The following is a 21,547-nucleotide window of genomic DNA, read 5'->3' as shown; positions in this document are numbered from 1 at the left end:
CTTCTATTCGATTCCTGCAGCTTTTTGTTCTTTCATCCAAGTGATTACCTGCGCTTTTGCCTGCGGTGCAATCAAAGGAGTGGATGGCTTTTCATCATGGAACACCATCATGCAGGGGATCGTTTCCACACCATAGCGATCAGAAAGTTCTTCATAATCATCAATGTTCACCTGTACCAGTGTCAGATCAGGATACTCCCCTGCAATCTGTTTCAATACCGGTGCCAGACGCCTGCAGTATCCGCACCACGGTGCCCAAAATTCCACAACAGTCCCTTCTTTTTCAATTAGTTCATAAAAATTCTCATTATTTGCTGTTACGAGTGCCATACTTCATTCCTCCTTATTTTTATGGTTTTCAATAGCAATCAGCTGTTGGCTGATATCTTCGATCGTGATTTGAGAAAGGGATTGCATACACACCTCATTCAGGGTAGCTTCCAGCGTGTCCACAACAGTACCCATACCCGTAGCTATCATACAATAGGTATTCAGTGTACCGCTTCTCCAGCCGGATTTCGTTAGCGGCTGCTGTAACGCCTGTGCAAGGTCAGAAAGCCTGATTGCGGCAGCATCGCCATGCAGCTCATAGCCGCCACTGTTACCCTCTCTTGTTTCCAGCAGTCCTGCTTTCTTCAGCTTGGCCATCACCTTGCGGATGCGTGCCGGATTTGTACATATACTTTTCGCCAGCTCCTCGCTGGAAACCTTTGTATTGCGATGCCTTAGATAGGCAAGTGCATGCAGAGCAATAATAAATTCGCTATTCATAAGCTTATTCGCTTACGGTATCATACGGCCAGTCATTGATACCACCAAAATCATACACATTCCTATATCCCATCTGTACCAGCTTGTCGCTTGCCTGCTTACTGCGGACTCCCGTTCGGCAATGTACAAGCAATACAGCATCCGGATCCGGATGCTTGTCCTTCGCTTCCTCCTCTATTGTTTCATTCGGAACGAGAATGGCATCTGGTATATGCTTTTCCTTATATTCCTGCTGTGTTCTTACATCAACGATTGTGACCTTTCCGGCATCCATCATTTCTTTTGCTTTCTTCGCGTCTATTTTGTGATAGGCATTGCTGTTTTCCTGTGTTGCTTCCTTATTCTCCTCCAATGGCATATCCTTTGCACAACCCTGCAGTATGACCATGATACAGGCAAATACGGTAAACAAGGCTATTTTTTTCATACGATACCTCCTTTTACTGTAATTATAAAAGTTACAGTTAGGAAAGTCAATTATCCTGCTTCGCTTTTTGAACAGCTCTTTAATCTTAAATGGCCATTTATTATATAAACTGCCATATAAAAAGGAAGCAGTGAGCTTCCTTCATGATATTTTTCTTAGGAACAGCATGCATCATTTCTTTGACAATTTCACATACTATTTTATGTTCTGTTAATATTTACTTTATATTTTGTCTCTATAATAGGGATTGGATATCTTACCTGTTCCTGCGAAAAATAAATTCCCGATGATATGCCATAAACTTCATCCGGTTTTCGCTCAGATAGCAGTCTTGAAGCCTGTAGTTTTTACGAAGACTGTAGGCACTGTCCAGATTCTCTTTATCCAGCAGCTCTTCACTGAAGATGATATAGCCATTTTCGTCAAACGTAAAATAGCCCTGGTCAAAGAGATAATCATGATTGCGGCATAGAAGCAACCCATTATCATGGTCGATTGCCTCATAAATATGTGCACAGTCACGAAACGGCTTGATGTGTGATGCAATCAGCATATGTGGTATATTGATGCCGCAAATCGGACAGCTGTGGTCAAACTCATGAAATAGCGTATCCTTATAAAACACCTGCAGCGCCTTGGTTTCATCTCGGTCATGGGGTATCCCTTTTCTTGGAATGATACCATGTATGATATGCTTATATTTATAATCAATCATACTGTAGCTGGTATTCTTATAATCAATACGCATATCCTCGTGAGCTACGATACTGGAGGTGTACAGCGCAGTCAGTGTGATGGATACCAGCGGTATTTTTTCATCACTGTATTCCTGCAGGATATCCGAAATTCCCTTCAGCAGCCGCGGATGGAAGCGCAGCTTCTCCTCCACGACCTCAAACAGAGTAGTCTGCAGCATGAGCTGAAGGCTTTCTCTGTCAACATATTCCAGGACAAACTGTTTATCACGAAACGGATTTGTCCGCATCTGTTCATGATAGTATCGGAAAATCAAAGGATCCTTGATAAAGCTTTCAAAAATAGACAGAGCCTCCACACCGGAATTCTGGTTGCTTTTGGCATAGATTGTTGCCGCAGGCGTTAAATCAATTCCGCGCGGCGTTGTCTTCAACATTTTCTTTTCATTCAGAAAGCTGATCAAATCCCGAATTTCACTGAGCTTCATGGCATAATACTCGCCTGCAATCTCCTCATAAACACGCAGCGGGGCATCATGTAAGCTTACGCCCTGCAGCTCGATGGCATCCAGGATGCTCAGAATTTTCTTAAATAGCATTTTTCTCATGTCTTCACCACTTCCTAACTCTATTATACACATATTTTTTAAAAAAATTTTCTAACTGGTCAAATTGTGATAGTATTCGACAAATCAAAACATTTACAATGTAAGCAATAAAAGGAGAGTGTTAAAGAATGAAAGGTCCAGGAATTAAAGATTACTTGGAAGTTATTGAAAACATGAAGGTGACTGCACAAAAAGAAGGCAAGGCATTTATAGAAGTAAACTCCAAGGAGCTGCATGCGAACGTGAGCCCGAACCATGCAACGATGCCAACCTGCTGCCAGGCGATCTACAAGCTGATGCTGGAAGGTGATGAGATTCTTAGAAGACCAAAGGGAAACACCGGCTTTGGTTCTCATCTGACCGTACGCTTCTATGTAGAGCAGCTGGAAGAAAGAGAGCGCATGTTTCCGAATAAAAAGCGTGGCAGACCGGCAAAGAGTGAAGAAGAGAAGCTGGCCGCCAGAAAAGCAAAAATGAAGAGAAATACAGAGGATTTATGCAATCTTATCAAATCCTGGCTGGGTGAGCATGGCTGGGAATACATCGAAAATAAGGATTTCATTGAAGCACACAACGAGAGCCAACGCTGGGTGATCAATGTACAGGGAATCAAGCGGGGAAGAAAACAGACACTGCCGGTGAAGCTGAGCGAGGTTTTAAAGCATATCGAGGATACAAATACGCATTACAGTATTGCATTCAACGATTCTGTTTCCTATCGCAGGCAGTGGAATGAAATACCGAAAGCAGTAAAAAACAGCCTGAATATGAGTGTGATTCTGGCTGATAAGAAAGGTAATATTACAGAACTGTAATCTACTTACGGCATGCATACACAATACGACATACATGCTTCGACACAGCACTTGTAAATAAATAACAGGAGGATTGAGCAATTTCGACATCGCTCGCTTCCTGTTTTTTTGTAAGCTTTCAACCGTCCCAGCAAGCGGCTGCTTCGTATTCTAAGGTACGCAAGGATATTGTCTCCTTTCAGCAGGCTAGGGCTGATAATCACATACCGATAAAAGTCATGACTTTCTGATATAGAGATGGTAGAATGAAGACAGAGATGCATCGTTTTATCAAAGCGGAGGTGTGTGTATGAAGGGATTTGAACGTGAGGATCAGCTGTTTTCACTATGCGGCTTAAACTGCGGACTCTGCAGTATGCAGCTGGGTGGTTATTGTCCCGGGTGTGGGGGAGGCGCCGGAAATCAGGCGTGTGCGATAGCACGGTGTGCTATGCAAAGGGAGGTCACACCGCTGTATTGCTCTGCGTGCTCTGAATTTCCTTGTGAGCGGTATGCAGAGCCGGATGCGTATGATTCCTTTATCACGCACCGCAACCGCATGCAGGATTTCCTGCGCATGAAGACGATCGGAGCCACTGCATATCATGAGGAGCAGCAGGAAAAAATCAATTTGTTGAAGGAGCTTTTATCTGATTATAATGATGGCAGACGAAAGACGCTGTTTACACTTGCCGTAAATCTGCTGGAGCTGAAGGAGCTGAGATGTATCATGCAACGTTTATCGGAAGCAAAAACGGATACATATACAAGGAAGGAAAAAGCTGAGCTGGCTGCATCTCTGCTGCAGGAGGCCGCTGCTCAAATCCCTGTTGAATTAAAGCTTCGTAAGAAACCGAAACAGAAATCTGCCGGATAAGAAAACGTTCGTCACATAAATTTTTGGATTCAATATGATAGTAAAGAGGAGTCTGATAAGCATGTGGAATGCCTTTTTACTTGTCATTGCCCTGAGTCTGGACAGCTTTCTGGCCTCTCTTGCCTATGGTGGCGAACATATCCGGATACCCTGGAAATCAGCGGTTTTGATTTCCTCTATCGGTGTGCTGTTTCTGTCATTTTCCCTGTATACAGCAGCGTTTATACAACAGTTTATACCGCCGTATATCTGCCGCATGATATCCTTTGCGATTTTCTTTATGATTGGTCTTAGCTCCTTGTTTCAGGGAACGATCAAGTCGTTTCTTGGCACCTATAAACGGAAAAAGCTAAGTTTTGAATACAGTGGAATATCGTTTGTTCTGGATATATATCTGGATGAAACGAAGGCGGATGCGGATCATAGTAAGCTGCTTTCCCTGAAGGAGGCACTGTATCTGGCGGTGGCTTTGTCGATTGATTCACTGGCGAGCGGCTTTGCGCTGGGAATCAGTATTGTGCAGCCACTGCCGGTGCTGGTCATCAGCTTCTGCGTTGGTATTCTGGCAATTCTGGGGGGATCCTTTCTGGGCAGCAGAGTGCTATCGCTGAAAGAGTGCAGGCTGTCCTGGGTCAGCGGAGTTCTGTTTCTGATTCTGGCTTTTTCAAGAATACTCTGAATACATATCTGTTTGGGATATGTATTTTTTGGTTCTATTGCTTGATATAAATTGCTTCTGTATTTGGCTTACAGCCTGCTTTCCCTTGCTTTTGCATATACGATAGGGCTTTGTGACAGGGACCCATCGAAAAACCTGTTTGGCCGCAATGTGATTCGTTGATGATTACCGTCATATGGATGTATGATTTAGGAGCGGATATTCTTCTTGCAGCCCTGTAAAAGACCTGTGCTGCTTCAGGGGTGATTGGGTGGGTAGCGCTGCTGTTTTCTTTATGCGGGATATACGTGTATGTCTCCGGATAATGCGCAGACTGAAAATGATAAACGAAGGCAGCGAAGCGGATATGCTCAACTGTATGAACAGGGTTGTATTATAGCCTTATATGTTTGAAAGTGTCTGAAAGAGAACAAAAAACTGTTTTATAAACGGTTGCCTATAAAACAGTTTTATTATGTTTGATTCTATGTATTACTTCCTTATCATAATCTGATTCTTCAGCTCCTGGAAAGAATTACAGACCAGGATCAAGCTGGATACGGCTTCGATTTGTTCATTGCTTAAAGATTGCAGCCAGGCTGAGCAATCCTCACGATATTTACTTTCCAGCTGCTTGAGTAACAGCGATATCCTACCTTTTTGTATGCCAATCTTCTCTCCCTCGATTTTTCCTTCTGTTTTTCCTTCTTCAAAGCTATCCTCCAAGCCATAGCGGTAACACGCTTCTCCCATCTGAATAGCCATAGCGGTCGACCACAGCTCATCGTCCTTCTGCATTTCCTCGTACTTGTCCATGAATACCTTCACCAGCCTTTCCTTTGACTTCAGTATATCATTTTTTTCATTGTTTTCAAACAGGTACACCAGCTGTTCAAAGTCATTCAGTCTTTGCAGCTCCTTCTCCTTTACAATGTCATTGATTGCCGGCATATGAATATAGGTGCGAAGGATAAGCGGATAGTAGCTTTCATTCTCTCCCTGCTCATTGCGCATCTGGTAGTGATTGATCAGATTTCGGTTGTTCCAAGCATACTCATCAATGAAAATAATCTGGTATACAGGCTTTAAATCCTTGTACTTCTTTCCACTATTCAGCTGATTGTTCAATGCTCTGGCTCCATAAAATTCAAAACGCATCATTTCCGCTATTCCCTTGTAGGTCGTCTGCATCTCGATATTGAAATGGCGATTCATTTCATCCTTCACATGGACATCCAGAATGATACGCTTCTTTCCAATGATGCCCGGATTCGGATTCAGGACGGTGCTTTCCTTAACCCTGATTCCGGTAGCACGCTGAATAATGGTGTTGCGGGCGTACACGGAGCCTTCGTCCTCACGGGAAAGGGTGTACTTAAAAAATAGATCATTGCTGTAATTCAGTTGATTTGACATCTTCATGTCCTCCATTCTGTAAGGGTTCCTTACACCCCTTTATACGTATGGAAGGTGTGAAATTCCTAAATAATCCACAATTTGTTAATATTTATTGATGTTTTGTGTATGACAAAGAGGGACTAAATGCGCAAAAAGCTTCTCAATGCTATAGGATGGTTTCTGTATGATATATTCGGACCATGCAAAAAGCTGTTAGCTTCATCCTGTACGATCCTGTATGCTTCATAACGATACAACACGAAAAGATATCCAAATCATACTTCATTACTTGCTTTTCAGATAATGTCTGCTATAATAACAAAGTTTGATTATAAAAGTAAATGGAGTGATGATATGAAAAAGAGAACTAAAGTGATTATCGGAATCGGCATGAGTTTACTGATTCTGGTATTGGGCGGTCTTGGATTTGCCGGTAATTATTTCTATACACTGGCGATTGACGCACATAGTGATAAAAGCGTTGTTTTTGGAAATGAAGAGGAGGATCCCAAAGCAGCACAGGCATCGAAGGATTCCTATCATGAAATGATGGCGCGCGATACAAAGGATGTCTGGATGAAAAATAAAGACGGCTATAGGCTGCACGCTTATGAAATCAATCAAACCGGAAATAAATGGATCATTGTCGTTCACGGTTACATCAGCGAAGCAAAAAACATGGCAGCGGTCGCAAATCATTTCGCTGAACAGGGATATCGCGTTCTGGTGCCTGATCTTCGCTCTCACGGACAAAGTGAAGGAGATTCCATCGGTATGGGCGCATGGGACAGCGAGGATATTGTTGAATGGACGAAGTATATTCTGAAGCAGGACAGCTCAGCAAACATTGCCTTGTATGGTGTATCAATGGGAGCCAGCACGGTTATGATGGCGAGCGGAAATGAACAGCTTCCCAAAGCTGTAAAGGTCGCAGTGGAAGACTGCGGCTACACGAGTGCCTGGGATGAATTTAGCTTTCAGCTAGATGATTTGTTCGGACTGCCGTCTTTTCCGGCACTGGATGCCGCAAATCTTGTGACGAAGCTTCGTGCGGGCTACGATTTAAGGGATGCGGATGCGGTATCCGCTGTGAAAAGAAAGAAGGTTCCTATGCTGTTCATCCATGGCGATTCAGATGATTTCGTGCCAACAGATATGGTATACCCGCTTTTTAAGGCTGCAGCCGGTGAGAAGGAGCTTATGCTCGTAAAAGGTGCCGGACATGGAAAGAGCAGGGAGGTCGATCCATTGGCCTATTGGGAAAAGGTGGATACCTTCCTTGAAAAATACATATAGAAGCATATCATTATTTCATACAAACGGCTGAAATTGATATAAAAGGATTCCTAAAACTAGCAAAAAGTGTTATATTATTAGGGAATACAGGAGGTATTGAAAATGAGTAAAAGACCAGTAGTATTAGTGGTTATGGACGGTGTGGGAATCAGCGATTCCGAATTTGGAAATGCCGTAAAAAAAGCGTATAAACCAACATTAGACAACCTGTGGGAAAACAGCCCGCATACAGAAATCAAGGCACATGGTCTTGCAGTTGGACTTCCTACTGATGATGATATGGGAAACAGCGAGGTAGGACACAATGCACTTGGCTGTGGACAGATTTATTCTCAGGGAGCGAAGCTGGTAAATGAAAATATTGAAACAGGCGAGATTTTTAAAACAGAAACCTGGAGCGGACTTGTAAATAACTGTAAGGATGGAAAGATGCATTTCCTTGGATTGCTTTCTGATGGAAACGTGCACTCTCACATCAACCATCTGAAGGCTTTAATCAAAAAGGCTAAGGAAGATGGAGTTAAGGAAGTGCGTGTTCATGCATTGCTGGATGGACGTGATGTTCCGGAAACAAGTGCATTAACCTATGTAGATGATATAGAAGCTTACATGGCTGAGCTGAACGATGACAGCTTCCATGCCTGCATTGCAAGTGGTGGCGGACGTATGACAATTACGATGGACCGTTACGAAGCAAACTGGGCAATGGTTGAGCAGGGATGGCACGTGCATGTTCTTGGAGAAGGAAGAGAATTTGCGTCTGCGAAGGAAGCAATCGAAACCTATCGTGCAGAATCCGGCGTAGTAGATCAGGATCTGCCTGGATTCGTTATCGCAAAGGATGGAAAGCCGGTTGGTACGATCGAGGATGGAGACAGTGTTATTCTGTTCAACTTCCGTGGTGACCGTGCACAGGAAATCTCTCTGGCGTTTGACGGAGATGAAAGCTTTGATAAATTTGACCGTGTCAGAATGCCGAAGGTGATGTTTGCCGGAATGCTGCAGTATGATGCTGACCTGAACATCCCTCATAATTTCCTGACATATCCTCCAAAAATTAAGTATACCCTGACGGAAGAGCTGTGTAAGCATGGTATCCGTGAATATGCGATTAGTGAAACTCAGAAATTCGGACATGTTACGTACTTCTGGAATGGTAACCGTTCCGAAAAGCTGGATGAAAAGCTGGAAGACTACGTGGAAATTAAATCCGATGTAATTCCATTTGAACAGCGTCCTTGGATGAAATCTGCAGAAATTACAGATGTTCTGTGTGCGGCAATCGAATCCGGAAACTATGATTTCCTGCGTACGAACTATCCAAATGGTGATATGGTTGGACATACAGGAAACTTTGAAGCTACCGTGATCGGTGTGGAATCTGTAGATTTACAGCTGGCTCGCGTAAAGAAGGCTGTTGATGCTGTTAATGGTATTCTGATTGTGACCGCTGACCATGGAAACGCTGATGAAATGTATGAAAAGAAGAAAAAGGAAGATGCTCCTGTAAAGGCGAAGACATCACACACACTGAACAAAGTGCCTTTTATCATCTATGGTGCCGATGTGGAATTGAAGCAGGAGGAGCACCTTGGTTTATCCAATGTTGCGGCTACCGTAGCTGATTTGCTGGAAGTAGCACCAAACGAACACTGGAATGAAAGTATCATTAAAAAATAATCATATTGTATAAAATCTGCCTAGGTATATATAATATAGAAGCCAGTCCCCTAGCTAAAAGAGGATTGGCTTTTTTGCATGAAAACTCCAATGATCCATTTGGTGTTTAGCATGATAATTATGAAATGAAAGCTACTGTAATTTTTTTATAAAATAAGTGATTGCTTTATATTTCTTTCTTCTGTATATTCATACATTCGATTGTATTCCAGAGCGGTTGCAGAACAGCTTCAAAAACAGCTGCAGGAGAAGGGAATTAAGGTTACTTTGCAGGAATATAATGCCGAGGTATCAAAGACTGCTGATGCCTACCTGTTCATAGGTACCTACAGCGATTACCTAAAAACGAAGGATATGAGTCCATTTTACCGCTCCCTTCAGGACAACATGGATATCAGCGAATATGACGATTGTCTGGAAACCTATCTTGGTGAACAGGCATGGCTTCTCCCTGTTTACAGAGAAACGATCTGGACAGCGGCGATTCATGGATATGATACACTTTCAGTATTTGAATAAATACACAAAAATTCAGTAAACAGACCTGTTTATAAAGAACGATATACGTTTGATATAAGCGGGTCTTTTTCCAATGCATAGAAAAACTACCTCATTTATATTCCCAATATTTTTTTGAGGGAATAAAGGGTTCGTGATATTCTTAACGTGTAAGTAAATGAAGGAGGGATACGATTGTATACAGCAGGAATTGATATCGGAGGTACAAATACTAGAATCGCACTGATTGATGAAGCATATGAAATTATCGAAAGAATACAGTTTCCTACAGATGTAAACAATCCACAGGCAACACTTCAAAAAATTCAGGAGGCGGTGCAAGGCTTTTCCGTGGCTATTGCAGGAGTCGGTTTATCCTGTCCGGGTCCATTGGATTTGAAACAGGGGATTATTCTGGACACTCCCAATTTAAAAGGAGGCTGGCATGGCCTTGCGGTGAGCAAAGAGCTGAGTGCACGTTTAAAGGTACCGGTCTTTCTGGAAAACGATGCCAATCTCGCATGTCTTGCGGAAGCTGTGCTGGGGCAGGGGAAAGACTACTCCTATGTGCAGTTTCTGACCATCTCCACAGGTCTTGGCTCAGGTCTTGTCATCGATAAGAAAATCTATCAGGGAGCGCATGGCTTTGCGCATGAAATCGCAAATATTCCGTTATGGAGAAACGGTCCCAGCCATGGCTCCATCTATCCTGGCGGTGTGGAAGCCATCTGCAGCGGTACGGCGATTACAACACGCGCCGTAAATGCCGGCTTGGATGTACAGCATGCCGGAGACGTATATTCACTTGCCTGTTCACAAAATCAAACAGCAATCGATATTATGGAGGATGCTAAGGAATATCTTGCGAATACGATTGCCATTATCTATGCGTTTGTCGATCCGGAAATCGTCATTCTGGGCGGCAGTGTCGCAATCAAAATACCGGGATTTGTTGAGGATGTGGAACAGAGGGTGAAAACAAAGGTGTATCCGAATATCCGGCCGCTGGTAAAGGTAGTGAAAACAAACCTGAGTGAAGACAGCGGATTGCTCGGAGCAGCCTGTCTTGCATTTCTACAGGTGTAGAAGCTGCAGACACAGGAGGTGTCTATGAAGTCTGAAAAAGAAAATTATTATATTAAGGAAATATTGAAAATACTGGTACAGGGCGATATTGTAGCAACAGGTAAAATAGCTTCCATGATTGCTCTTTCGGAAAAAGCAACCAGAAATAAACTGGAGCATCTGCAGAGCTATTTGCAGGAAAATCAGCTTGGCTCGATTGAAAAAAAGCCGCGTGTCGGTATCTGGCTGAATATGGATGAACAGCAGAAGGAAAAAATGCTGCGGCTGCTCGATGGTGCTGAGCACTTCAGTGTAGGATACGATGCTACACAGCGAGTCAGAGAAACACTGCAGATATTCTTTCGTATGATGCCCAGAGAAACCATCACAACACAGAAGCTGGCAGAGGAGCTGTATCTCAGTCCGCCAACCGTATTAAAGGTGATCAAGGACTGTGAAAAATGGCTTGCTCCATACGGCATCCAGATCAATAACGAACGAAGCCGCGGCTGTTCGCTGAAATATGATGAAACAAGCTATCGAATTGCATTAAAGGACTATATCATGCTCGATTATGATCTGGATGAAACACGCAGACAGACACAGGAATTTTTCTCCAATATAGATATTGATTTAATAAAGAAAGCGATTATTGAAACGGAGAACGAATGGAATTATCGTTTCACAGATACTTCCTTTTACGAAATACTCATTTACTGCTGTCTGGCATATCAGCGTAAGGATTTCAGTACACCGCTTCGCATTGCACAGGAGGATCAGGAAATTCTGGAACGCTACAACGAATATCCGTTTACGATCGCCATTTTTAAGAAGCTGCATGAGAAGATGCATGTGATCTTCTCCAACGAGGATGTCATGTTTTTGGCAACACAGATTTTGTGCTCGAAATTCATCGGTATCAATAATGCTGTCGATATGATATCCAATATCTCAAAATACGATCAGAAGATACTGAACTTTATTGATGAGATGCTGGTTACGATTGGAAATATACTGGAGGTGGATTTGACGAATGACAGCAAGCTGCGGGAAAGTCTCATCTTCCATATGCGCCCAACCATATTCCGCCTGCGTTACGGCTCTCCACAGAGCAATTCGCTTGTAAATTTTATAAAGACCGAATACAAGACGGTCTTCCGTGCAGCCTGGTCGATTTCCATGATGTTTGAAAATTCGTTCGGTCTGCAGATTACAGAGGATGAGCTTGGCTATATCGTGCTTTACATACAATCTGCGCTCGAAAGAAGAAATCAGAGATACAGCGCCATTCTGCTTGCCGAAGGCAATCTGGGACATGCACAGCTGCTAAGCGAGCGGATTCGCAAAACCGTGCCGGAAATCAGCAATCTGAAGGTCATCAGCCATCATGATTTTAAGCTGTATGAGCATCCGGAGGAGGACATCATCATAAGCTCCAAGCTGTTAAAGGAAACGGACAAGCGTGTCATCGTTATACCGAATCTGTTGAGTGATACAGGTATCGGTATGCTTCGGAATTTCATGGATAATCTGAATCTTCGAGTATCGGAAGAAATCAATCCCTTTGAGCCGATCTGCTTTCAGCTGTTTTCTCCCGAGCTGATGTTTATCAATACGCAATTTGATACGAAGGAAGAGCTGCTGAAGTATATGTGTGAGCGCATGGAGCTCAAGGGTTATGTGACTGGAAAGTTTTATGATTCCGTCATGGAGCGGGAAAAAGCAACGACGACGAGTATCGGAAACCGTGTGGCACTTCCCCATGGAGCCATGAGTGAAGTAAATGAATCTCATGTCGCGATTGCGGTATTACCGGAACCGATCGTCTGGGATGATGATCGGGTGGATGTAATCTTCCTATTGGGCTTTAAAATGTCCACACACGAGGAAATCCGAAGAATACAGTCGTTCTATAAACAATATATATCGCTGATAGAGACAGATGAAAAGGTAAAAATCATACGCAGTAAAAAATCGAATTTGGAGCTGTATCGCTATCTGATACAGTAGCCGACAGAAGTATACGCTACAAACATGAAGATTTGCAATTTATATCATAAAAAATAAACGAGGAGGAACATGATATGCAACTAATAGATGTATTGGATGAGAGAATCATCGACTTAAACGCGGAAGCAGCAAATAAGGAAGAGGTATTAACTTTACTAGCAGGAAAGCTGAAGGATGCAGGGTATATCGCAGATGTAGAGGCTTTCAAAAAGGATATCTATCTGCGCGAGGGCGAGGGTACGACAGGAATCGGTAACTATATCGCCATTCCACACGGAAAAAGTGATTCTGTGACACAGGTCGGTATCGCTATCGCAAAGCTGAAACATGAGATTGAATGGGAGACACTGGACGATAAGGGTGTTCGTCTGGTTTTCCTGTTTGCAGTAAGCAATGATCATGAGTATGCACGCAACCACATGCTGCTGCTGGCGGATATCGCCAGAAAGCTGGGGAATGATGAGGCAGTCGAACGTCTGCTGCAGGTAGAAAATGTAGAAGAACTAAAGGAAATATTTGCAGGAAAATAAAAAGTACCACATTTATCTTCCCATCTGTTTAAAAGGAAAGAAAAAAAGGGCAGTATTAAAAATACCACAATGAATCGGAAGGATCATCGGAAACATTTTATAATATAGACAGTTAAAGAAAGGAGGACGTACAAATGAATATCGTTGCAGTTGCAGCTTGTACATCCGGAATCGCACATACGTATATCGCAAAAGAGAAGCTCATTCGGGCTGCGGAAGGTATGGGACACACGATCCATGTGGAAACACAGGGAACCATCGGTACAGAGGATGAATTAACAGCGGAACAGATCAAAGCCGCAGATGTTGTCATTCTTGCCATTGACATCGCCATTACAGGTACGGAGCGCTTTGAGGGGAAAAAGACAGTGAAGGTTCCTACCAATGTGTGTGTGAAGGCACCGAAACAGCTGATTCAGAAAATCGAAACAGAATTAAACAAATAACGAAAGAGAGGAAAAAGGATTATGAAAAAATTTGGTGCTGAGCTGAAACGCCATGCCCTTACCGCCATCTCCTACATGCTGCCGCTTGTAGTTGCTTCCGGTCTTCTGATTGCCATCGGAAACCTGATGGGCGGAGAGGTAGTTACAGATTTGAGCAAGATGACGATTCCTAGCGCATTGACATCACTCGGTGTACTGGGAATGGGGCTTCTTCCATCATTTATCGCAGGTTATATTTCTTATTCAATCGCAGATCGTCCGGGTATCGCTCCAGGTTTCCTGATGGGACAGATTGCTTCCTTCCTGGGAGCCGGCTTCCTGGGTGGTATGGTCGGAGGTTACATTGTCGGTTATATCGCATTGTTCATCAGAAAGCATTTGAAGGTTCCACACTGGGCAGAGGCACTGATGCCGATGATGATCATTCCAACATTGTCTTCGATCATTGCAGGTTTACTGATGTACTTTGTAATCGGTACACCAATCGTATGGTTAACAGAAGGTCTGACAAACTTCATCACAGGTTTGGATCAGAGCTCTAAGGTTCTGTACGGCTTTATCATCGGTGCACTTGGATGTCTGGACTTCGGCGGTCCGATCAGCAAGGTTCCAAATCTTATTTGCGATGGGTTACTTCTGGAAGGGATTCTGGAGCCGGAGGCTATTAAGGTGCTTGCAGCTATGGTTCCACCACTCGGAATTACATTATCCCTCGTTATCTCTAAATTTATCAAAAAGCGTATTTATACATCAACTGAGGTTGAAAACATCAAGGTAGCCTTCCCAATGGGACTTTGCATGATCTCTGAGGGTGTTATTCCCATTGCAATGAATGATTTGATTCGTACGGTTATCTGTACCTCTATCGGCTGCGGTGTTACAGGCGCTATCAGCTTTACACTGGGCGTGGGAAGTGCTGTGCCATCCGGCGGCGTCTTCGTAATCCCGGCCATGACCAATCCATTCGCAGCTCTGCTCGCACTGCTGGCTGGTACATGTGTGACAGCTGTTCTGCTGGTATTGATCAAAAAGAAGAGAACCGAAGCAGATGAAGTTCAGGTGGAAGAGGTCGAAGAGGAAATGGATCTTTCCGGCATCACATTCTCATAAAAAGAAAGAGGGATCGCAATGTATGTATCAATGAAAGGCATGCTGCAAAGAGCCAACGAAGGAAACTACGCAGTCATGGCAATCAACTGCTTTAATATAGAAACAGCAAGAGCTGTCATAAGTGCAGCACAGGAATTAAGAGCTCCCATCATTGTGAATATCGTTCAGGAGCATATGGTGAATCACTGTGACAGCGAGCTGATTGCACCAATCGTGAAGCTGCTGGCACAGCGGGCCAGTGTTGAAGTCGCATTGAATTTCGACCATGGGGAAGAAATCGGATATTTGAAAAAAGCCCTGCATGACGGATATTCCAGTGTCATGGTGGACGCCTCCCGCTACGATCTGGAAGGCAACATCAAAATGACAAAGGAAATCGTAGAATTTGCCAGACAGTTCGATGCCTCCGTTGAAGGGGAAATCGGATGCATGGGTGGTAGTGAAGGCGGCAATTATACAAACGATGCCATGAAGACAGATCCGCAGCAGGCATTGCGCTTTGCGAAGGAAACCGGCATTGATGCGCTGGCAATTTCCTTTGGTTCCTCTCATGGGAACTATCCGGAAGGCTATGTTCCAGAATTTGACTTTGAACGTCTAAAGGAAATCAAGGAGCTTACCAAAATGCCGCTGGTTCTGCATGGAGGTTCTGGCTCCGGGGATAAAAACATAGAAAATTGTGTAAAATACGGTATTAACAAAATCAATGTCGGCTGTGATTTCATGAATGCCAATGTTGACAGTATCAAAAAGCATCTGGAAAAAGATCCGAACATCAATTACTGGGTCATGATGCATCAGGTTGAAATAGATAGTCGTGAGATTATCAGGCATTACATCAGATTATCAAAATCGGAAGGAAAATCCCTGTAAGGGAAGAAGGAGCTAAACTTATGTTAATGAATATGAAAGATTTACTTGCAGTTGCACAGAAAAATCACTTTGCAATACCTGCATTCAACATCGGAAGCGATCAGCTGTTAAAGGTTGTTATGAAAAAAGTAAAGGAATTAAATTCGCCAGTTATTCTGGAAATGAGTCCGGATGAATTTAACTTTGTAGGAGATGCGCAGATTCAGGCAATGATTTATGAAGCAGCACAGACCGATGTGCCTGTATGTATCCATCTGGATCACGGGGATTCTTATGAAACAGCAGTACGCGCCATCCGTGCAGGTATGACATCTGTTATGATTGATGCATCTACACTGCCTTATGAGGAAAATGTTGCAGTTACAAAAAAAGTAGTGGAAACCGCACATATCGCTAATGTATCCGTTGAGTCAGAATTAGGAACCATCGGTACAACTGGTAATTCAATTGAGGGTGGAACACAGGGTGTTATTTACACGGTTCCTGAAGAAGCAAAGCAGTTCATTGAGGACACAGGAATTGATACCTTCGCCGTAGCTATCGGTACAGCACACGGAATTTATCCAAAGGATATGAAACCGGAGCTGCGTATTGATATTCTAAAAGACATTACCAGCAAGGTGGATGTACCACTGGTACTGCATGGTGGATCCAGTAATAAAGATGAAGAGATCGCTGCAGCAGTTGATAACGGAATTTGTAAAATCAATATCTCCAGTGATATCAAGGTTGCATTCTATACACAGTGCCGCAAGACTCTGAATGAAAATCTAGGTTATCGTGAACCTCTGGAAATCTATCCGGAGGCGATGGAAGCATGTGGAAAAGTTGTTGAGGAAAAGATTCGTCTGTTCAAATCCAATGACAAAGTGAAATATTACTACTAAGTTAAAGATAATTTATTATAAGGATGAAAAGGGATTGGTTCAAGCAATGGAACCAGTCCTTTTCATATAAAAATGCAAAAGGAAAGCGAATGGTAATGATAGGACTCTTTCACGGGTATACTTGAAAAGGAGCTTTCATATATGGATTAATTAAATTTGAAAAAAGAGAAAATTAGTGTTATTATGAAGTAGAACTTAAAATATGTACGAAATGAGGTGGCAGAACATGTTGAAAAGGGCTATAAAACCACATATAGCAAAAGCTTTGGATATGTATCCTGTTGTAATATTAACCGGATCAAGACAGGTAGGAAAATCTACACTTGCTTATGAGTTCGTGAAAGAAAAGGGCTTTGCGTACGTGTCACTGGATAATATTGATCAAAGAAAGCTTGCAATTTCTGATCCTAAATATTTCCTACAGCAGTTTCACACACCGCTGATCATAGATGAAGTGCAGTATGCTCCGGTTTTATTTGAAGTGATAGAAGAGATTGTAAACAGAAAGAGACTGGATACTGGTAATGCCAATGGAATGTATCTGTTAACAGGATCACAGGCATTTCATTTAATGAAAAATGTAACACAGTCTCTTGCAGGAAGAGCCAGTGTTATTCAAATGGTGCCTTTGGGTCTGGATGAAATTCTGGAAAGAGAAACCATACCGTTTGTACCTTCAAAAGATCGCATAGCAATGTATCAGAAAAGTATAAATATTAGTGTAAAAGATGTATTTGAACTGATTACAAAGGGTATGTATCCGGAATTATATCGGATGGATCAAGCGATACCTGACTATTATGAGAATTACGTGAATACGTACATTGACAGAGATATCAGTGAACTGATACATCTAAAGGATAAGCTGAAATTTCATGATTTCCTTCAATATCTTGCTGCACTTACAGGACAGCAGATCAATGCTTCTGAACTGAGCAGAAAACTGGGAGTAAGCAGTAACACGATACAGCATTGGCTTTCTATATTGGAATCTACCGGTTTGATATATTTTCTACAACCGTATAATGATATATCCATAACGAAGCGTGTTGTAAAATCAAGTAAGGTGTATTTCAGCGATACAGGTCTTGCAGCTTACCTGATAAAGCTGAATTATCCCGAAACTCTGCGTATTTCCAATTTATCTGGTGCGTTTTTTGAAACATTTGTAGTGAATGAAATAAGAAAAACCTTTTTAAATAATAAGGAACCATTTCATGCATATTATTATCGAGATCATAAACAAAATGAAATTGACCTTGTCCTGCTTTATAAAGGAAGGCTTTCACTCATAGAAATAAAACAGGGTGTTTCTTTTCAAGCAAGTGATGTAAAGGGATTTGATCAGTTGAAATCCTCGCTATATCAGATTGAAAATCGTATTATTCTGTGTAATACTCAGGAGAATTATCCTATCAATAGGGATGTTCAAGCAGTAGCTTTAACCAGCATATAAGCCTGTTGATTATCGATTATGTATGATAAGACTTTCACCTGAGATAAGCGAATCGGAAGTGAATATAAGGGTATGAACAGGTTACCTACAAGAATAAAAGCACGCGGGAACTCCAATGAGTCAAGGCGTGCTTTTCTCATAAATATCATTTGCATAAAACAGGATTCGTTTAGGAATGCGGTGTATTTTGCTGAAACTGATACAGCACAACAGCAAGCTTCAGCAGTACATAGTCATGGAGGCTTCTTGGATCCAGGCCGGTCTGCTTGCGTATTTGCAGCAGTTTATACTGAAAGGAATTCCGATGCATATTGCAGGCTTTTGCACAATGAAGAATACTGCCGTTATGCTGTTCGTACAGGGTTAATATCATCACGATTTCCGCAATTCGCTCAGCACTGCAATCTTTGAATATCTGCTTTAAGAAATACGTGCTCTCCAACTCATCGATATGCGACAGCAGCATACCGGTCTCAATCTCCTCATAGCAGGAAACACTATGTCCGCTGATCCGGCTGCCCCAGAGGGCAGCTGTTTTTGCTCTGCTATACGAAAGCGGCAAATCGCTTATTTTATCAGTTACAGTGCCGATTCCCCAGAAAATCGCATGCGGGCATATTTCCCGGATACTGCCAATCCATTGCTGAATATAACCCTTGTTCTGTGCAGGGATAATGAAAATCAGCTCCTGCACATACAACGCCTTTTTCTCAATATAGGTGGAAAAGGGAACAGCCTCCAGCAGACGGTGTATACGGTCGATCTGCTCATCCCTCAACTGTCCGTCAATCCTTGCACATACAATCAGTCTTGGACTTTTTTGTGTCAGATTGTCATTTTGAAATAAGGATTCATTCTCAAAATTCCCGCCCAGCACACGTTCAATCAGAATTCTGTCGCTGGAACGCTTCTGATGGCGAATATCGCGATAGTATGCATCCTTAACAAGAATCTGTGTCATCTTCTGCAGGATTTTCCCATATCCGATAACATCCTGTTCCTCACCCGTAATGCCAATCACACCGATAATTTCATCATCAAAGAATACCGGCATATTGATTCCCTTACGTGCACCGTAATATTGTGTGTCGTTTTGTACGCTCAGCTGCTTACGGTTTTGAATAACACTGAGCGCGCCGGTATGCAGACGATGCATACGCTTTGGATCTGTGCTGGCGATAATCAGACCATCTGCATTTATAAAATTGATTTCCTCAGGAATGACTTCATGGATATTATCGACGATAATCTTTGCTAGCTCTTCAGAAATTTTCATAAGCTCTCCTGTTCTCTATCACAAAAATATGTAATAAAACCATAGATATATTTGTATTATAACACATAGGAATATTCTTTACTGCATATTAAAATTATATTGTAAGGGGAAAGGAGATGAACATGAACGTTCTAATAGCGATGGATTCATTCAAAGGTGCGCTGTCCTCTGAACAAGCAGGAAAGGCTCTGGAAAGAGGAATCTTGCGAACAAACGGACATCAGACAATGGTTTGCAGTGTAGCGGATGGGGGAGAGGGCAGTGTCTCTGCACTGGCGGCCTGTGTGAAGGGGGAATACAGGACATGGAAATGCCGGGATGCCTTTCATAAACAAAAAACCGTGCGCACGCTGCTGCTTGAAGAGGAGGAAAGTCTGTGCTGTGCAGTGGAGGCTGCGGATATCTTCGGACTGCATAATAACGAGGTTTCCAGTGCTACTGCTGCCGCTGCATCAACCTATGGACTTGGTGAGCTTCTTGATCAACTGCACGGCTATGCGATTCACAAGGTACTGCTGTTTCTCGGTGGAACTATCACAACCGATGGTGGTCTTGGTGTCCTACAGGGTCTTGGCATCAGGCTGTATGACAGAATGGGAAATCTTCTGCCGAATGATTGCAATCCTCTGTTTGCTTTTGATCACTGGGACGAAGAAGCTTTTCAGACCGTGAAAAAGAAGCTCGGTGGTATGGAGCTTCTTGTAGGCTGTGATGTTTGTGCACCACTGTATGGAAAAGAGGGCTGTGTGTTTACATACTCTGCACAGAAGGGAGCGGATGCCATGCAGATGCGCAAGCTGGAACAGCAGCTTCATGTACTGGAACAGCGAAGCGGCAGAAATCTTCTACAGGAAGGCTGCGGTGCAGGTGGCGGCTGTGCTGCAGCACTGCATATACTTGGTGCGGAATTAACCAAGGGTTATGATCTGATCAACCGTTATGTCCAGATGGAGCAAAAGCTGCGTACTGCAGATCTGGTGATTACGGGAGAGGGACAGATGAATCATCAGACCTTGCAGGGAAAGCTTCCAATACGTATTGCGCAGGCAGCGAAGAAGCAAGGCATTCCTGTGCTTGCCGTATGTGGGCAAAGGGAAGTGGATTGTGATGCACTTACTGCATATTTTCAAGGCATTTTCACCATACAGCAGGGAATATATCCACTTCATGAGGCACTGGCGCATACGGAGGAATATCTGGAGGAAACCGGTTACCAGCTGCTGCGTCTGATTACTATGGCAGCAGGGATACCACACACAGTGTTGAAAGAATCATAATGTAACGATAGCAGAAGATCTCTGCAGGAAAGGAAAGTAATATGATAAATCAGTTAAGAAAAAAATTAAAGGAAAAAGAAGTCATCGTCGCAACGCGTATCGATTTTACATGGCCGCAGCTTATTGAAATCATCGGCAGCAATGAGCTATATGATTATGTGGAATTCCTGGCGGAATATGCCCCCTTTGACCATTACGACCTGGAGAACATGGCACGCGCAGCAGAGCTTCACAATATTTCCATGATTATCAAACCGGACTATCACAATCGTATTTATGTGGCGCAAAAGGCGATGGCATCCGGTTTTGATGGCATCCTTTTCACCGATCATACAACAGCTGCAGAGGTGAGGGAGACCATACGGCAAATTACACCGGCTACACCGGAGGGAGGTGCTCTTGGCTTTGTGAACAGACGCTGGATACGCAATGCTAATCTGTCCAGTCAGATGGATTACGCACGGGATGTTTGTGATATCGTTAAGGGCTTTATGATAGAAAAGGTTGAGGCTGTACAGAATCTGGAAGAGATTTGTCAGGTGAAGGAGGTCGATTTCCTGCAGTTCGGTCCTGCTGATTTCTCCATGAATTCCGGTTTTGATAAAAGCGCACATCTGGATGAGGTCAAGGAGGTTGAAAAATATGTAATCGAAACAGCACTTCGATATGGAAAACGCATCCGTGTAGAAATACGGAGTGCAGCGGATGCTGCCTATTATTATGAGCTTGGCGTTCGTGATTTTGCACTGGGGACAGATTTGCGGATCCTTAAGGATTTTTATAAAAATGAGGGAGATCAGCTAAAGAAAATCGTTATAGACTGACAACCGTGCTCAGGTATGAATATGTGAGAACATAGAGCGAATACATAGAACCATTGTCAGATGGAAACTAGGAAGCAATTAAAAATATCGT

22 protein-coding genes are annotated in these 21,547 nt (G+C 43.0%); 16 read left to right on the top strand and 6 right to left on the bottom strand.

Features of this window, described 5'->3' with window-relative positions; translation table 11 throughout:
* Window positions 1–3: 3 nt before the first annotated feature.
* The 4 genes from NE665_RS17290 to NE665_RS17275 all read right to left on the bottom strand — a co-directional run bounded on the left by NE665_RS17290 (window position 4) and on the right by NE665_RS17275 (window position 2,501).
* The gene (locus NE665_RS17290; RefSeq protein WP_117443923.1) at window positions 4–330 is read right to left on the bottom strand and encodes a thioredoxin family protein; all 327 of its coding nucleotides are present in this window, start codon (window positions 328–330) and stop codon (window positions 4–6) included.
* Window positions 331–333: 3 nt separating this feature from the next.
* Window positions 334–771, bottom strand: a complete 438-nt coding sequence (locus NE665_RS17285; protein WP_117443922.1) for an Rrf2 family transcriptional regulator — start codon at window positions 769–771, stop codon at window positions 334–336.
* A 4-nt stretch (window positions 772–775) separates the two neighbouring features.
* Window positions 776–1,198, bottom strand: a complete 423-nt coding sequence (locus NE665_RS17280; protein WP_117443921.1) for a rhodanese-like domain-containing protein — start codon at window positions 1,196–1,198, stop codon at window positions 776–778.
* 256 nt (window positions 1,199–1,454) lie between these two features.
* Window positions 1,455–2,501, bottom strand: a complete 1,047-nt coding sequence (locus NE665_RS17275) for an HNH endonuclease signature motif containing protein (RefSeq protein ID WP_117443920.1) — start codon at window positions 2,499–2,501, stop codon at window positions 1,455–1,457.
* Between the two features lie 128 nt (window positions 2,502–2,629).
* Here NE665_RS17275 and NE665_RS17270 point away from each other — a divergent pair, with 128 nt between their 5' ends.
* The 3 genes from NE665_RS17270 (at window position 2,630) to NE665_RS17260 (ending at window position 4,851) form a co-directional block, all read left to right on the top strand.
* Window positions 2,630–3,316: a hypothetical protein gene (locus tag NE665_RS17270; protein ID WP_002606536.1), complete on the top strand. Its 687-nt coding sequence runs from the start codon at window positions 2,630–2,632 to the stop codon at window positions 3,314–3,316.
* A 289-nt stretch (window positions 3,317–3,605) separates the two neighbouring features.
* Window positions 3,606–4,172, top strand: a complete 567-nt coding sequence (locus tag NE665_RS17265) for a DUF3795 domain-containing protein (protein ID WP_117443919.1) — start codon at window positions 3,606–3,608, stop codon at window positions 4,170–4,172.
* A 61-nt stretch (window positions 4,173–4,233) separates the two neighbouring features.
* Window positions 4,234–4,851, top strand: coding sequence for a manganese efflux pump (locus NE665_RS17260; protein ID WP_117443918.1), 618 nt, complete (start codon window positions 4,234–4,236; stop codon window positions 4,849–4,851).
* A 471-nt stretch (window positions 4,852–5,322) separates the two neighbouring features.
* Here the strand turns inward: NE665_RS17260 and NE665_RS17255 are convergent, their stop codons facing one another.
* A complete protein-coding gene (locus NE665_RS17255) occupies window positions 5,323–6,246 on the bottom strand; it encodes an Rpn family recombination-promoting nuclease/putative transposase (protein WP_233104742.1) in 924 nt (307 codons plus the stop codon).
* A gap of 336 nt (window positions 6,247–6,582) precedes the next feature.
* Between NE665_RS17255 and NE665_RS17250 the strand changes: the two genes are divergently transcribed.
* The 11 genes from NE665_RS17250 (at window position 6,583) to NE665_RS17200 (ending at window position 18,079) form a co-directional block, all read left to right on the top strand.
* Window positions 6,583–7,524 (top strand): alpha/beta hydrolase, encoded by a 942-nt coding sequence (locus tag NE665_RS17250; RefSeq protein ID WP_117443917.1) that lies wholly within the window; start codon window positions 6,583–6,585, stop codon window positions 7,522–7,524.
* A 102-nt stretch (window positions 7,525–7,626) separates the two neighbouring features.
* Window positions 7,627–9,204 (top strand): 2,3-bisphosphoglycerate-independent phosphoglycerate mutase, encoded by a 1,578-nt coding sequence (gpmI, locus tag NE665_RS17245; protein WP_117443916.1) that lies wholly within the window; start codon window positions 7,627–7,629, stop codon window positions 9,202–9,204.
* A gap of 201 nt (window positions 9,205–9,405) precedes the next feature.
* Window positions 9,406–9,723 carry a hypothetical protein gene (locus tag NE665_RS17240; protein WP_233104741.1) on the top strand — a complete coding sequence of 106 codons (318 nt, stop codon included), beginning with the start codon at window positions 9,406–9,408 and terminating at the stop codon, window positions 9,721–9,723.
* Window positions 9,724–9,897: 174 nt separating this feature from the next.
* Complete coding sequence (locus NE665_RS17235) at window positions 9,898–10,788, top strand: ROK family protein (RefSeq protein ID WP_117443914.1); 891 nt, start codon at window positions 9,898–9,900, stop codon at window positions 10,786–10,788.
* Window positions 10,789–10,812: 24 nt separating this feature from the next.
* Complete coding sequence (locus tag NE665_RS17230; RefSeq protein WP_233104740.1) at window positions 10,813–12,777, top strand: PTS sugar transporter subunit IIA; 1,965 nt, start codon at window positions 10,813–10,815, stop codon at window positions 12,775–12,777.
* A gap of 74 nt (window positions 12,778–12,851) precedes the next feature.
* Entirely contained in the window at window positions 12,852–13,307 is a 456-nt protein-coding gene (locus tag NE665_RS17225; protein WP_117443912.1) for a fructose PTS transporter subunit IIA, read from the top strand.
* Between the two features lie 134 nt (window positions 13,308–13,441).
* Window positions 13,442–13,753 (top strand): fructose PTS transporter subunit IIB, encoded by a 312-nt coding sequence (locus tag NE665_RS17220; protein ID WP_117443911.1) that lies wholly within the window; start codon window positions 13,442–13,444, stop codon window positions 13,751–13,753.
* 21 nt (window positions 13,754–13,774) lie between these two features.
* Window positions 13,775–14,863 (top strand): PTS fructose transporter subunit IIC, encoded by a 1,089-nt coding sequence (locus tag NE665_RS17215; protein ID WP_117443910.1) that lies wholly within the window; start codon window positions 13,775–13,777, stop codon window positions 14,861–14,863.
* 18 nt (window positions 14,864–14,881) lie between these two features.
* Entirely contained in the window at window positions 14,882–15,736 is an 855-nt protein-coding gene (locus tag NE665_RS17210) for a class II fructose-bisphosphate aldolase (RefSeq protein WP_117443909.1), read from the top strand.
* 20 nt (window positions 15,737–15,756) lie between these two features.
* On the top strand, window positions 15,757–16,623 hold the full coding sequence (locus NE665_RS17205) for a ketose-bisphosphate aldolase (protein ID WP_117443908.1): 867 nt from the start codon (window positions 15,757–15,759) through the stop codon (window positions 16,621–16,623).
* Between the two features lie 226 nt (window positions 16,624–16,849).
* A complete protein-coding gene (locus NE665_RS17200) occupies window positions 16,850–18,079 on the top strand; it encodes an ATP-binding protein (RefSeq protein ID WP_117443907.1) in 1,230 nt (409 codons plus the stop codon).
* A 169-nt stretch (window positions 18,080–18,248) separates the two neighbouring features.
* Here NE665_RS17200 and NE665_RS17195 read toward each other — a convergent pair whose 3' ends face one another.
* The gene (locus NE665_RS17195) at window positions 18,249–19,355 is read right to left on the bottom strand and encodes a sugar diacid recognition domain-containing protein (protein ID WP_117443906.1); all 1,107 of its coding nucleotides are present in this window, start codon (window positions 19,353–19,355) and stop codon (window positions 18,249–18,251) included.
* Between the two features lie 122 nt (window positions 19,356–19,477).
* Between NE665_RS17195 and NE665_RS17190 the strand changes: the two genes are divergently transcribed.
* Window positions 19,478–20,632 (top strand): glycerate kinase, encoded by a 1,155-nt coding sequence (locus NE665_RS17190; RefSeq protein ID WP_233104739.1) that lies wholly within the window; start codon window positions 19,478–19,480, stop codon window positions 20,630–20,632.
* Window positions 20,633–20,673: 41 nt separating this feature from the next.
* The gene (locus NE665_RS17185; protein WP_117443905.1) at window positions 20,674–21,456 is read left to right on the top strand and encodes an aldolase/citrate lyase family protein; all 783 of its coding nucleotides are present in this window, start codon (window positions 20,674–20,676) and stop codon (window positions 21,454–21,456) included.
* The last annotated feature ends 91 nt before the right edge of the window (window positions 21,457–21,547 follow it).

Source organism: Clostridium sp. DFI.1.208 (assembly GCF_024463855.1).
In the GTDB taxonomy this organism is placed as follows: Bacteria; Bacillota_I; Bacilli_A; order Erysipelotrichales; family Erysipelotrichaceae; genus Clostridium_AQ.
The sequence above is the reverse complement of the archived record's forward strand: the minus strand, read 5'-3'. Positions and strand labels throughout refer to the sequence as shown.

Excerpts from the sequence above, each read along its gene's own strand:
- NE665_RS17280 (WP_117443921.1), bottom strand. The coding sequence starts at position 1,198 with ATGAAAAAAATAGCCTTGTTTACCGTATTTGCCTGTATCATGGTCATA.
- NE665_RS17265 (WP_117443919.1), top strand. The coding sequence starts at position 3,606 with ATGAAGGGATTTGAACGTGAGGATCAGCTGTTTTCACTATGCGGCTTA.
- NE665_RS17225 (WP_117443912.1), top strand. The coding sequence starts at position 12,852 with ATGCAACTAATAGATGTATTGGATGAGAGAATCATCGACTTAAACGCG.
- NE665_RS17210 (WP_117443909.1), top strand. The coding sequence starts at position 14,882 with ATGTATGTATCAATGAAAGGCATGCTGCAAAGAGCCAACGAAGGAAAC.
- NE665_RS17290 (WP_117443923.1), bottom strand. The coding sequence starts at position 330 with ATGGCACTCGTAACAGCAAATAATGAGAATTTTTATGAACTAATTGAA.
- NE665_RS17250 (WP_117443917.1), top strand. The coding sequence starts at position 6,583 with ATGAAAAAGAGAACTAAAGTGATTATCGGAATCGGCATGAGTTTACTG.
- NE665_RS17185 (WP_117443905.1), top strand. The coding sequence starts at position 20,674 with ATGATAAATCAGTTAAGAAAAAAATTAAAGGAAAAAGAAGTCATCGTC.
- gpmI (WP_117443916.1), top strand. The coding sequence starts at position 7,627 with ATGAGTAAAAGACCAGTAGTATTAGTGGTTATGGACGGTGTGGGAATC.
- NE665_RS17205 (WP_117443908.1), top strand. The coding sequence starts at position 15,757 with ATGTTAATGAATATGAAAGATTTACTTGCAGTTGCACAGAAAAATCAC.
- NE665_RS17260 (WP_117443918.1), top strand. The coding sequence starts at position 4,234 with ATGTGGAATGCCTTTTTACTTGTCATTGCCCTGAGTCTGGACAGCTTT.
- NE665_RS17220 (WP_117443911.1), top strand. The coding sequence starts at position 13,442 with ATGAATATCGTTGCAGTTGCAGCTTGTACATCCGGAATCGCACATACG.
- NE665_RS17195 (WP_117443906.1), bottom strand. The coding sequence starts at position 19,355 with ATGAAAATTTCTGAAGAGCTAGCAAAGATTATCGTCGATAATATCCAT.
- NE665_RS17190 (WP_233104739.1), top strand. The coding sequence starts at position 19,478 with ATGAACGTTCTAATAGCGATGGATTCATTCAAAGGTGCGCTGTCCTCT.
- NE665_RS17270 (WP_002606536.1), top strand. The coding sequence starts at position 2,630 with ATGAAAGGTCCAGGAATTAAAGATTACTTGGAAGTTATTGAAAACATG.
- NE665_RS17230 (WP_233104740.1), top strand. The coding sequence starts at position 10,813 with ATGAAGTCTGAAAAAGAAAATTATTATATTAAGGAAATATTGAAAATA.
- NE665_RS17255 (WP_233104742.1), bottom strand. The coding sequence starts at position 6,246 with ATGTCAAATCAACTGAATTACAGCAATGATCTATTTTTTAAGTACACC.
- NE665_RS17200 (WP_117443907.1), top strand. The coding sequence starts at position 16,850 with ATGTTGAAAAGGGCTATAAAACCACATATAGCAAAAGCTTTGGATATG.
- NE665_RS17215 (WP_117443910.1), top strand. The coding sequence starts at position 13,775 with ATGAAAAAATTTGGTGCTGAGCTGAAACGCCATGCCCTTACCGCCATC.
- NE665_RS17275 (WP_117443920.1), bottom strand. The coding sequence starts at position 2,501 with ATGAGAAAAATGCTATTTAAGAAAATTCTGAGCATCCTGGATGCCATC.
- NE665_RS17285 (WP_117443922.1), bottom strand. The coding sequence starts at position 771 with ATGAATAGCGAATTTATTATTGCTCTGCATGCACTTGCCTATCTAAGG.